Origin of the sequence: Rothia sp. HMSC065G12 (genome assembly GCF_001811455.1) — a bacterium.
GTDB lineage: Bacteria > Actinomycetota > Actinomycetes > Actinomycetales > Micrococcaceae > Rothia > Rothia dentocariosa.
Genome location: NZ_KV804814.1, coordinates 163,628 through 175,666 on the forward strand (window position 1 = coordinate 163,628; position 12,039 = coordinate 175,666).

At 56.0% G+C, this 12,039-nt stretch carries 11 protein-coding genes; 5 read left to right on the plus strand and 6 right to left on the minus strand.

Features of this window, described 5'->3' with window-relative positions:
* Positions 1-174: 174 nt before the first annotated feature.
* Both HMPREF2804_RS05020 and rarD read left to right on the plus strand, forming a co-directional pair.
* The gene (locus HMPREF2804_RS05020; RefSeq protein ID WP_070627551.1) at positions 175-1,695 is read left to right on the plus strand and encodes a DUF6882 domain-containing protein; all 1,521 of its coding nucleotides are present in this window, start codon (positions 175-177) and stop codon (positions 1,693-1,695) included.
* A 245-nt stretch (positions 1,696-1,940) separates the two neighbouring features.
* Positions 1,941-3,044: an EamA family transporter RarD gene (gene rarD / locus HMPREF2804_RS05025; RefSeq protein WP_070627553.1), complete on the plus strand. Its 1,104-nt coding sequence runs from the start codon at positions 1,941-1,943 to the stop codon at positions 3,042-3,044.
* Between the two features lie 143 nt (positions 3,045-3,187).
* Here the strand turns inward: rarD and HMPREF2804_RS10740 are convergent, their stop codons facing one another.
* From HMPREF2804_RS10740 to HMPREF2804_RS05045, 5 genes are all read right to left on the minus strand, one after another.
* Positions 3,188-3,325 (minus strand): methionine/alanine import family NSS transporter small subunit, encoded by a 138-nt coding sequence (locus HMPREF2804_RS10740; protein WP_080513847.1) that lies wholly within the window; start codon positions 3,323-3,325, stop codon positions 3,188-3,190.
* Complete coding sequence (locus HMPREF2804_RS05030) at positions 3,325-4,935, minus strand: sodium-dependent transporter (protein ID WP_048754342.1); 1,611 nt, start codon at positions 4,933-4,935, stop codon at positions 3,325-3,327. Before HMPREF2804_RS05030 ends, HMPREF2804_RS10740 begins: the two co-directional genes overlap by 1 nt.
* A gap of 289 nt (positions 4,936-5,224) precedes the next feature.
* Positions 5,225-6,535, minus strand: a complete 1,311-nt coding sequence (locus HMPREF2804_RS05035) for a hypothetical protein (protein ID WP_070627555.1) — start codon at positions 6,533-6,535, stop codon at positions 5,225-5,227.
* 119 nt (positions 6,536-6,654) lie between these two features.
* Positions 6,655-7,716 carry a polyprenyl synthetase family protein gene (locus tag HMPREF2804_RS05040; RefSeq protein ID WP_070450918.1) on the minus strand — a complete coding sequence of 354 codons (1,062 nt, stop codon included), beginning with the start codon at positions 7,714-7,716 and terminating at the stop codon, positions 6,655-6,657.
* Positions 7,717-7,784: 68 nt separating this feature from the next.
* Entirely contained in the window at positions 7,785-8,510 is a 726-nt protein-coding gene (locus tag HMPREF2804_RS05045) for a demethylmenaquinone methyltransferase (RefSeq protein WP_070536516.1), read from the minus strand.
* Between the two features lie 303 nt (positions 8,511-8,813).
* On the opposite strand from HMPREF2804_RS05045, the gene HMPREF2804_RS05050 reads away from it, so the two are divergent.
* The 3 genes from HMPREF2804_RS05050 to HMPREF2804_RS05060 all read left to right on the plus strand — a co-directional run bounded on the left by HMPREF2804_RS05050 (position 8,814) and on the right by HMPREF2804_RS05060 (position 11,369).
* Positions 8,814-9,647 carry an ABC transporter substrate-binding protein gene (locus tag HMPREF2804_RS05050; RefSeq protein ID WP_048754345.1) on the plus strand — a complete coding sequence of 278 codons (834 nt, stop codon included), beginning with the start codon at positions 8,814-8,816 and terminating at the stop codon, positions 9,645-9,647.
* A gap of 87 nt (positions 9,648-9,734) precedes the next feature.
* Entirely contained in the window at positions 9,735-10,538 is an 804-nt protein-coding gene (locus tag HMPREF2804_RS05055) for an amino acid ABC transporter permease (protein WP_013397707.1), read from the plus strand.
* A 27-nt stretch (positions 10,539-10,565) separates the two neighbouring features.
* Entirely contained in the window at positions 10,566-11,369 is an 804-nt protein-coding gene (locus HMPREF2804_RS05060; protein ID WP_048753661.1) for an amino acid ABC transporter ATP-binding protein, read from the plus strand.
* Positions 11,370-11,582: 213 nt separating this feature from the next.
* Here the strand turns inward: HMPREF2804_RS05060 and HMPREF2804_RS05065 are convergent, their stop codons facing one another.
* Complete coding sequence (locus HMPREF2804_RS05065) at positions 11,583-11,960, minus strand: cupin domain-containing protein (RefSeq protein WP_238382373.1); 378 nt, start codon at positions 11,958-11,960, stop codon at positions 11,583-11,585.
* Positions 11,961-12,039 lie beyond the last annotated feature (79 nt).

The following is a 12,039-nucleotide window of genomic DNA, read 5'->3' on the forward strand; positions in this document are numbered from 1 at the left end:
GCATCCGCCGTCACGCCGATTTATAACGTCATGATAGGTTAGGGAACACACTTTTGCGTGTGTGCTCTAGCATCGGTTACCGAGTTGTCTTTTGTTCAATTTTTTCTCCATCCGACCTATAAAATTGGTGCAGTTTGTGGGTACTCACACCAAAAAGGTTGTTACCCTTAACCTATGACGAATTCTTTGCAGGATCTTATTGACGCATCAATCTTTATCTCGACCGAATACCAGGCGCGGTTGGCTGAACTTATTGGGTCTGCTGACTACGATGTAAACTTCGCCGAGCAGTCCCTCACGTTCAAGGCCGCCGATCCGGTGTCTTTTCAACCCTACCTGCTCGGTACCGAATCTGAAAACCGTGGAACCTGGATTTGGTCGTGGCAGCAATTGGGATATTTTCCAAATGCGGTAGTCTCAGCGGCGCTGCAGGCGCGAGATACCGGTGAACGCGACTCAGTGCTGGAGCTGAGTACCGACGAAATTCCGCTCTCAGAGGGATTGGCGCGTCGTCTGACTTTGGCGACTAAGACAGTGACCGGTTTATACGCTCACTATCCCCTGCCGTCGGGGTCCGTGCGGGCGTGGTGCCTGATTGACAGCCCCGAACTGACCCTGGATGCGCCCACGTACAAAGGTGTAGGGCGCGTGATTGCGAAGGCTCTGCAAAGCGAAGATATTCACGATCATCCACTCGCCGTTAATTCTTATGCACGTCAGCGCGGGTTCCATACCGCCTGGGATACCGAGGCCACCGTGGTGCTCACCATGACCGACGGCGCCCTGCGGCTGTGGTTCGATGAGGGGCGCATTAGCGGTATCGAGCGCGCGAAGCCCGAGGTTACCGCCCAAGAACTTGCGCAGCTTGCCGCAGAGGCTGAGCAGTACCGTGCGGAATTGGCGGCTGAACGCGCCGAAGTTGAGCAGGCTGCCGCTGCCGAGGCTGCAGAGCAGGTGGCTCTGCGCGAACAGCAATCGGCAGAGCGTGCAGCGGCACGTGCCGAAGCCGAGCAGGCACCCACCGTTCAGGAACCCGAGGAAGCCCAGACGCTTAAGGACGCACAGGCAGCAAAGAGCGCCCCCGCACAGGAAAATGCACAGCCGGAAGAAGCAGCACCGGCTCAGCCTCAGGCTCCCGCGGCGGCCGCAGAGCGCGCTGTACCCGCTGGCGCAGCGCAGAAACCGGTGGCGGGTGTGCGCACGACCGAGAACCTGTACCCGGATACCGAGGCTCCTTTCGATCAGGATCCGCGCGAGGATTCCGAGCACGGTCGCGTAACGGTCAATACCCTACCCGGCGATGTTGTTCCGAACGCTGCCGCGGCACAGACCGGCGCACCTGCGGGTCAGGCTAAGGCGGCGAAGCCCGGTGCCTCCGATGCCTCGAAGTCCCGCACATCGATCACCCCGCGCGCAGCTGGCAAACCCGGCGCGAGTGCAGGTCAGGGACAGGCAGCTCCTCAGCCCGGCGCACAGAAGCCCGCTGCGGCAGGTGCCCAGCAGCAGCCGAAGCAGGCGCCCAAACCTGCCGCTTCAGGTACCGACGCATCCGCACCGCAGACCGAGAGCACCCCGGCAACTGCAATTCCGGTGATCAAGCCCGCCGAGCAGAAGGCCGATCAGCACGAGGAACAGGAGCAGACTCAGGAAACCGGCAAGAAGAAGGGCTTCTTCTCGCGGTTCTTCGGTCTGTAGACAACGCGATATCAGCAGGCATACAGGGTCTTTAATCCGTACCTGCGGCATATTATCCTGACCTAGAAATTTCATCATTCCGGTGGGGCGCAACGCTGTATTATGTTGCGCCCCATCGGCGTTTAATAGGCAACTCCCCTCCGCCAGCCGATACCTCGCACTCGTGCAAGAGTGCGGTGAAGAGTAGAGTTGTTAGAAGTTCACATCTCATCTTTCGTTCACAGGTAGGGAGGAGCCCTCACACTATGGCGCAGAACGCTCACAGCGCTACAGCACCCGCATCAGGCACGGCGGCACACGCTGCACAGACCCGCAATGGTTTTATCTGCCTTTTTACCACCTACGCGATCTGGGGTATGCTGCCGCTGTATTTCTATCTCATGGCGTCTTCGTCTGCGCTGGAGATTGTGCTCTCGCGTGTGATTTTTTCACTGGCATTCTGCGCGGTTCTGCTCCCTATTTTCCGGTTGACCAAGCCGTTTAACCAGGCGGTGCGTACTCCGCGCACTATGGGTATTTTGACGGTGGCGTCTTTGCTGATTGGCGCGAACTGGATGATCTATGTGTACTCCACCACGCACGGGCATACGATCGACATGTCGCTGGGGTATTTTATTAACCCGCTGGTCTCCGTGGCGTTGGGGGTCGTGTTCCTGCACGAGCGGCTGCGAAAAGTTCAGTGGATCGCTATTGGGATTTCGACCGTGGCGGTGCTGATTATGAGCGTGGTGTACGGACAGATTCCGTGGCTGGGTTTGGGTGTTGCCTTCACCTTCGGAACGTATGGGCTGCTCAAGGCGCGGGTGGGGTCGAGTGTGCATCCGGTGGTGTCGCTATCGCTTGAGACTTTTATTTTGCTTCCGGTGGCGCTCGTGGTGCTGTGGTGGATGAATACGCAGGGACAACTCACATTGTTTTCGCAAGGCCCCGGGCATTTCTGGCTGCTCGCTTCCACCGGCATTGTCACGGTAACTCCGCTGGTTCTTTTCTCGGCGGCGGCGCGGGCGCTGCCTCTGTCGGTGATCGGCATGGTGCAGTATATGGGCCCGACCATTCAGTTCTTCCTGGCGCTCTTCGTGCTGCACGATAGGATTACCCCGGATAAGTGGATTGGCTTATCTCTGATTTGGGTGGCTATCGTAATTTTCACGGTGGATGCGGTGCGCGCCTCACGCACCTCGCGCCCGTCGAAACTCACGGCGGTCGAGACCGGCATGATCCCTATTGTGCAGATTTCTCAGTCCTCTGAGGGTGGCGAAGACCGCGAGCAGAACTATCTTCTGGATGCGGTGCAGCTCTCGCCCGAAGACACCGAGGATTCTGCGGCGAACGCCCGCGATAAATCCTGAATTCTTGCCGTACATGCATAAAAGTGTTGGCATGAGGACCGATCAGAGTCCTCATGCCAACACTTTTTATTCGCGCCGAATGCGCGAGTATTCTATGTTTTTACGTGCCGGGCACGGTCCGCAGACCTGCCCGCGCGACGGTATTATTCGGTGGCTGCCTGCTCGACAGCATCATCCTCAGGTTCTTCGGGGTGCCTGCTCAGGTTTACGAGGGCAAACACCAGGCCTCCCCAGATAATGAGGATTGCCACGATCATCATAGCGATAGCTGCACCGCTCATTATGCCTCCTCACCCTGTGCTTTTGCGTGTGCTTTCAGCGCGGCATCGTCCACATGCGTGTGGGCGAGTTTACCGCCGATAACGGGCGGTGCCGGGGGTTCCTCGGCGGCGCGTGACTTATGCGACCACGGCAGGAATGAAATCACGATGGAGCCAACGATCAGGAGTACGACCATGCCCCAGCCGAAGATACCAAGCAAATCTGCAGGGTACCCTCCATGGGGTTCGGCAATTGTCTTCACGAGCGTGGAGATCAGGCTGTACCCCAGGATCAGCGGGGTAACGCCCGCCAAGAGAATCATCCAGATCCAACCCACTTTGAAGGAGGAAACAGAGTTTAGGTGCTCCCGCAGGGTCGGCAGAGCCCGCACGCCATAGGTGATCACGACAATAGAGGTGAGGCCAGCGGCAAGAATGCCAAAGTTATTCACGAAGGTATCGAGTATATCCAGCATGTACAGGCCGGATGCGGTGGGCATCAGCAGTGTCGAGATAATCGCCAGCGGGATAATCACGATCATAGTCGAGGTCAGGCGTGAGGTGCCTGCTTTATCCTGTACACCGGCGATAATGACCTCAAGAATTGAGATGAGCGAGGTGAACCCTGCGAAGAGGAGCGAACCGAAGAACAGGAACCCGATGAGCGCCCCCGCTGGCGCCTGGGAAATAATGGTGGGAAAGGCAATGAAAGCCAAACCTATTCCTTCTTCGACAACTTTATCCACGGCGATGCCCTGTGCCTGCGCCATGAAGCCCAGCGCCGCGAACACGCCGATACCCGCCAGCAGCTCAAATCCGGAGTTGGCGAAGCCCACGACGGCACCCGAGCCGGTCAGGTCGGTCTTGGGCTTCAGGTAGGATGCGTAAGTCACCATAATGCCAAAGCCAATGGAGAGCGAGAAGAAGATCTGTCCGTAGGCGGCGACCCACACCTCGCCATTGGTTAGCGCACCCCAGTTGGGAGTGAACAGGGTGTTCAGGCCGTTCATTGCGCCGGGCAGGGTGAGCGAGTACGCGACCAGACCCACGAACATAAAGATCAGCAGGGGCATAAACACCACATTGGCGGCACCCACGCCTTTTTGTACGCCCAGCGCCATGATGACGATCAGGGAAATCCACACCAGCACGAGCGGAATGAGAATGCCGGGGTTAAAGTCGAAGGAAAGTTGTGGATCCCCCACTTTCAGGAAGTCCTTCATGAAGAAAGTTTTCGCGTCGTTGCCCCATTCCTGGTTGAATGAGAAAATCATGTACCGCACTGCCCAGGCGATAACTGCGGCATAGTAGATGGCGATAACCGCGCTAATGCCCATATGCCACCAACCGATGAACTCGGTTTTGCGGTTGAGGCGGCGGAATGCCAATGGGGACGATGCGCGCCCGCGGTGGCCAATCGCGTAGTCGAAGAAGAGGAAGGTGAGGCCTGCGGTCAGCAACGCCACGATGTACGGGATCATGAAGGCGCCGCCACCGTTCTTGTAAGCAACAGCGGGGAAACGCCAAATATTTCCCAGACCAACAGCTGAGCCGATGGCGGCAAAAAGGAAGACCCTGCGGCTGGAGAAGCCTTCACGCTTCGCCGGGGTCTTGGCGGGTTTTGTACCCATGATAGTGGTTACCTCGGTCTAGATGTTCATGTATGCACGTCACGCAACGATGCGCCTTGAGGGTAGATGGGGCATGTCGTCGTGAACGGAGGCACGCTAGGGTTTGGGCGCGACTCTCCGGGTGCTCTGTGCTCTCAATGGTGTGTGGGCACAGACGTTCTTTAGGTTTACCTGATGTAGGCTATTTGGTCAATGATAGCCCATCATGTGGGATTCTGTGGGGTTCATACGAGGAACGTAACAGGTAAACGCAAGCATTTTTAAACTAATACTTCTCGATCTTCAGCCCTCACGGCCTCTCATGCCGAGTGGCAGGTGCATCCTGGAAGAGGCCGGATTTATCGGTACTTTTACGGGTCTCTGCTTTTGAGCCCCTCAAAATTCCCACCAGAATTACCGTGAATCCGCACAGCGGAGCAGCCCCGAGGGCGAGCTCGGTACGGCTCACCACATCCAGCGGCATGTGCAGCAGGAGCAAGGCCAACGTAGCCGCACAAACCCAACCGCTCACATATAAACGGTGCATATTCAAGGCAATAGCCAGATTTCCGGCGAGCACAAGCAAGGCGATAATCGCGGATTCAAGGGTCAAAATAGCAAGCATCATTCCGGGTGCAAGACCGGCATATTTAGAGTAGAAAATGTCAAAGAGAAAATGTCCAATAAGATAGGCAAGCAGTGCACCGAAACCGCCGATTCCCAGAACCCACAGACACGGGCGTGCTAAAGCGCGCAGTGGGTGATCTTGGTGCTTTAAGAAAGCCGATATGGCGACCCCTTGAAAGGCCTGAAGCGGCATCATAATCGGCGAACGTGTAACGCCAATAGCAGCGACCAGGGCATTGAACTGTGCGCTTTGTTCCTGCGTTGTGAACTGTAAGAAAAAGGGGAACGCCGTCATAAGAATCGATGCACCGGCGGATGAAAGCATGAGCATCACAATATTTCGTGCATACCGCCGCGAACTAACATCAATGCTCGCGTGCCAGACGCGCCGCCCGGTACGTGAAAATACGACGCACGGAAGCCAGATCAGCGAGGCAACAACCACGGCGGTCTCAAATCCGAGCAGGTGCCACGACAACGCTACCGCCGCCAGTGTTGCCGCCAAACGTATCAGTGCCTCACCACTGCCTAAAGCGGCGTAAAAATACCAGGAATCCCGCCCTGCGGATGCGCCACTAACCGCAGCATAGACGGCGTACATCACGACGCCGAACGCTATCAGTACAACACTCATCTGCGGGTAGGTGGGGAAAGCGGAGGACCACAGCGGTGAAGTCATGACGACGATCACGGCAATACCCAGACCTAACAGGGCTGCCACGGCGGAATATGAAAGTCTATTGGTGTGTGTTCGTGATTCCGGATTCTGCAGAAGGGACTCCCCGACTGCCCGCGTTGTCTCCTGCTGAATAGCGCCGGTTATGCCGTAAATTCCGAACACGAGAGGCCAGAATGCGGACTGAAACTGCCTAAACTCACTGTGCGATAAAAAGTACGCAGCAATAACCGATATAGCAAACGTTGCCGCAGCCGCTATAACCGAGCTGAGGAATATTGCGGCAGATTGATATGCGGTAACGGTTTTGTGGGCCATAGTTTCCCTTAAAGAACTCTATCGAGTTCAGCTCCACCTGGGCGTTCTTCACACACTACGCTGCATCGATATACACATTCTCGTGAAGAAGTCTTCCTGAAGCAACCGTATCACGCGGTTTAGCCCTCGCGATGCACCACGGCATGCGCGAAGGATTCCAGCGCCGCCTTCGCGGTGGAATCCGGCAGCGGCGCAATGGCCGCGATCGCACGATCCGCCCAATCATAGGCTATCTGCCACGCTTCTTGCGTGACCGGATGCGCGGCGAGCGCGGATACAGCGGCAGCAAGCGCATCGTCGCTCGATAGGTCTGCCTCAATGAGCGTTTGAACCTGACGGGCTGATTCGTCCCCGGCCTCTGCGGCACGGTTGAGCAGAATAGTCGGCAGGGTCGGCACACCCTCACGCAGATCGGTGCCCTGGGTTTTCCCGGAGGATGCACCATCGCTGACAATATCGATCACGTCATCGGCGAGTTGGAATGCCACGCCCACGAGTTCGCCGTAGGTGGCGAGCATCTGAATAACCTCTTCGGAGGCGCCCGCCAAGAGTGAGCCGTACTCCCCCGCCGCCGCGATCAGCGAACCGGTTTTCCCTTCAATCACGGAGATATAGTGATCGAGAATATCCTGGTTTTCGCGTACACCGGTTGTTTCGTAGAGCTGCCCCAGCACCAGGCGCTCGAAGGTTTGCGCCTGAATTTTCATGGGTCGCGTGCCCAGATCGGAGACCAGCAGCGAGGCACGGGAGAAAATGAGGTCGCCCGTCAGGATGGCGACGGAATTTCCCCAAATGGTCTGGGCGGTATCGACGCCGCGGCGTTTGGGCGCGTCGTCCATCACGTCGTCGTGGTAGAGGGTCGCCAGATGGGTGAGCTCAACGACCACCGCAGCCTCAATCACCTCGTCGTTAATCTGTCCGTCCACGGCGGCGGCAAGCAGGGTCAGAAGGGGACGCACACGCTTTCCACCGGCGAGCAGTAAGTGTCGGGCGGCAACATCGGCGAGCTTATCGGTGTAGCTGATAGCCTCGGCAAGCCGCTCTTCAATCCGCGCCAGCGAGGTAAGAATCTGGGGGCCAAGCTGCGGGTCGGACGCAATGAGCTCAAACCCTGCGGGCAGGTTGAAATCGAGTCCTGCCATCAGGTCGGTGGCTGCAATGGATTGCTCTGAGGTGCTCACGATGCCTTCTTCGGTGTGTTGGTGTGTAGCTGTATGCTGTGTGTTGCTCAATGATGATGTGCTGAGTGTTAGTTTTGGGGTTTGAAGCCACGGTGAATGGCAACAATTCCGCCGCTGAGATTACGATATTTGACGTCCTGCCAGCCCGCCTGTGCGAACTTTTGGGCAAGGGTTCTCTGATCCGGCCAATCGATAATCGACTCCGCCAAATATACATAGGATTCCGGGTTTGAGGAGATAGCGCGCGCTACGGGCGGTATCGCCTTCATAATGTATTTCTTATACACCTTACCGAAAGGGGCGAAGGTTGGGGTTGAGAATTCCAGTACCACGATGCGCCCGCCGGGCTTAGTAACCCGGTACAGTTCGCTTAGCGCACGGGGGTAATCCGCAACGTTACGCAAACCGTAAGACATGGTGACGGCATCGAAGCTGTCGTCCTCGAAAGGAAGGTCGGTAACATCCGCCCGCACGAAGGTCATATCGGGGCGGCGTTTGCGCCCGACCTCCAGCATCCCTTCGGAAAGGTCCGCGGCGATAACATCAATCCCGGCATCGGCGAAAGGCTCGGATGAGGTTCCGGTACCGGCGGCAACGTCGAGGACCTTCTGCCCGGGATGCGCATCCACAGCGGCGACGGTCTGCTTGCGCCAGTAGATATGCCGTCCCAGCGACAAGATGCCGTTCATCAGGTCGTAGCGTTTCGCGACGGTGTCAAACATGGCGGCGATATCGCCGGTCTTCTTGTCAAGGGTTGCGCGGGTACCCTGAACATTTTTCTCTACGTTGCTCACGCCTTCAATTGTGGCATGTTCTGCCGCCCGTGGGGTAGTTGAGCGCCCCTTGATACGTCATCTGAGGTGGCGAACACTTTAACTCACGAAAATATGCACTCTTGTTCCCGGTGTTGCGCACGTGCAGCACGTTTCTCCCGCCGTCCGCTGCAGCGCGCCAGCATTCCTGGTTTTATACATAATATGCATACATAATTCGTCATTTCCTCAGAAAAATAATGAATATTTATAGGTATACTTGCATTCTTTATCGCACAGGTGCACAATGGAAAACATCAAAATTTTCTACACACGGAGCACACCATGTCGATTTTCACCGCAAAACCCAACCTCAAAAAGTCCCTCGCGCTCCTCGCGCTCGCACCCCTCGTCCTCACCGGATGCGTCTCGACCGCATCCGACGGCGAAAACGGAGAGGTAAACCTTATCAACAACGGCGTCCTCACCGTCTGCACCAACACCCCCTACATGCCCTTCGAATACGAAGAAAACGGAAAAATCGTAGGTATCGATGCAGATATCGCAAACGCTATCGCCAAAGACCTGGGCGCAGAAGCACAACTCACCTCCATCAGCTTTGAGGGCCTCGATTCGGGCACCGGACTCACTAGCGGACAATGCGATATTGCGCTCGCGGGTATCAGCGTGACCGACGAGCGGAAATCTAAGATGGAATTCACCGATGTCTATTTCGAAGACAACCAGGCAATTCTGGTTCCCAAAAACTCTAAGATCTCCTCCGTCGAAGATCTTAAGAACGCCAAAGTCGGCGCTCAGCAGGCAACCAGCGGCGAATCCTATGCCAAAGAAAAAGGCGCGGATGTTGTGCAGTACGAGGACAACGAGCTCATGTTCTCGGCATTGAAGACCGGTCAGGTGCAGGCCGTCTCGGCAAACCTCTCAGTTATTTCTGAGGCGCTAACCAAAGACCCCGACTCTTTCAAGATCGCCTATCAGACCTCGGAAAACGCCGACCAGATTGCCGGTGCGGTAGCCCCCGAAAAGAAAGCCCTGCTGGATAAAGCAAATAAGACAATTCAGCAGCTCAAGTCCAGCGGCGAACTCGATAAGATCAAGGAAAAGTGGACCAAGACTAAGTCTTCGCCCTCATCCGCATCTTCATCCAGCGCAAACTAACCGCGACTAGCGCGGTGCGCGTTCGTTCTCTCACGTGCACCGCGCATCCTGAATATCACGATAAACACAGACTACGTTAGTGTAACGATGGCACAGAATAAACTATCTCCCCGCAAAAAACAGGCGATGTTCCGGTACTCCCAGTACGCTCTGCTGGCGGTTATCGCGGTTCTTATTATTGCCCTTGCCGACTGGAAAACGCTTTCCAGCCAGGTATTCAACCTTGAGGTTGCGCAAAAGCAGTTCCCAAACGTTATTACGGTAGCGCTCAAGAATACCCTGATCTACACGGCCCTGGGTTTCGCCGTAGGTCTAAGTCTTGGTCTTATCCTGGCGCTCATGCGTATCTCATCAATCGCACCCTATCGGTGGCTGGCAACAATCTATGTCGAAATTTTCCGTGGCATTCCGGCGCTCTTGGTGTTCTTTGCCTTCGGTTACGGCATTCCCCTCGCCTTCAAAATCCGGTTTGTCGATAACCTCATTCCGGTAACACTCTCCCTTGGACTGGTGTCCTCTGCCTATATCAGCGAGGTGCTGCGTGCTGGACTACAGGCGGTTCCGAAAGGTCAGTATGAGGCGGCACGGTCGCTGGGCATGTCGCACACCCGGGCGATGCTCTCGGTAATTATTCCGCAGGCATTCCGCATCGTGCTCCCCCCGCTGACTAACGAAGTTATTCTGCTGACTAAGGATTCCTCGCTCGTGTACCTGCTGGGTGTACAAATCGCGCAGTACGAGCTGGCGAAATTCGGGCGTGAAGGTATTACCGCATCCGGCGCAGGGCTCACTCCCCTGGTGGTCGCGGGCCTGTGCTACCTGATTATTACCGTGCCGCTGGGGCAGCTATCCGCATATTTTGAGAAGCGCACGGGCGCATCACGCAAGTAACCACGACAAAGACTTTGGGAGATTGTCATGACTGACACAGTAACATCGGCGGCATCGGTGAGCATCACGGGGCTACACAAGTCTTATGGCAAAAACGAGGTGCTGCGCGGTATTGATATTCAGGTTGAACCGGGCGAGGTCGTCTGTCTGATCGGCCCTTCGGGATCGGGTAAATCAACGCTTCTGCGATGTGTAAACCTGCTCGAAGAGCCCAATGCGGGAACCATTACCGTGGGCGGTGTCGAGGTAACCGATCCGGATGCCGATATTAACGCCTTGCGCACCCGCATGGGCATGGTGTTTCAGCAGTTTAACCTGTTCGGACATCTGAGCGTGCTTGATAACTGCACGATTGCCCAGATCAAGGTCTTGGGTCGTGATCGTGCAACGGCAGAAAAGATTGCCCGCGAACAGCTGGCGAAAGTGGGGCTGGCAGATAAGGAAAATGCCTACCCGAGTAAACTTTCGGGCGGCCAGCAGCAGCGTGTGGCGATCGCTAGGGCGCTGTCGATGAATCCCGAACTCATGCTCTTCGACGAGCCGACAAGCGCGCTCGACCCCGAAATGGTGGGCGATGTTCTTACGATTATGCGTGATCTCGCCGACGAAGGCATGACGATGATCGTGGTGACTCACGAGATGAGCTTCGCCCGCGATGTCGCCGATAAGGTCGTCTTCATGGCGGATGGCGTGGTCGTCGAAGAGGGGCCCGCCGAGCGGGTGATCGGAAGCCCGCAGCATGAACGTACCAAGACATTCTTAGCGCGTGTGCTTGATCCCACCCACGTGGATGAAACCCCCGCAGATCAGGATGCGGCAGCAAACGCCTAGTCCGTTTGCCCTGTTCAGACCAACCCCGCAGATACGTTTTCCTCCAAGTGCTCCGTGAGGAAGGTATCTGCGGGGTTTTTACCGTTTCACAGAAAACCTGCTCATAACAGCTTTGCCTGTTGGGGAGAATATACGACAATGTCCCGTATCCGTCGCTGAATACGGGACATTACCGTGCTTAAAGGGATTTATTTATTTCTAAGGCGTTGTGCCCTAGACCTGTTCAACCTCAATAGTGATATTAGGCTCCGGATGTGATTCTCCGGTCAGCATAATGACCATCAGGGTCGAGTCTTCGAGTGCCGTGACCGAGTGCAACAGCTTTGCCGTGGTGTGGATGATTTTACCGGGTTCCAGAATAATACTCTGCCCCTTGGCGCTGTAATCAACCTTGCCTTTAAGCACCTGCACAATCACCGGATGTACACTGTGGTGTTCGTGCCAAGATTGACCGCCTGCCAGCTCCATTAGGGTGATGCTGCCACCATCGGCATCAAGAAGTTTCTTTGCCTGCGGCTTAGTCTCAAAGGGGGTAAGAACTTCGGTGAGCTGTGGGAAAACAATCACACGCCCTTCGTGAGTACCCGCCATGAGTTCTAACCTTTCGCCGATGATGGTTGTTCTTTTAGGATACGAACGTCCTAAAATCTGCATGAACTGTACTAAATTC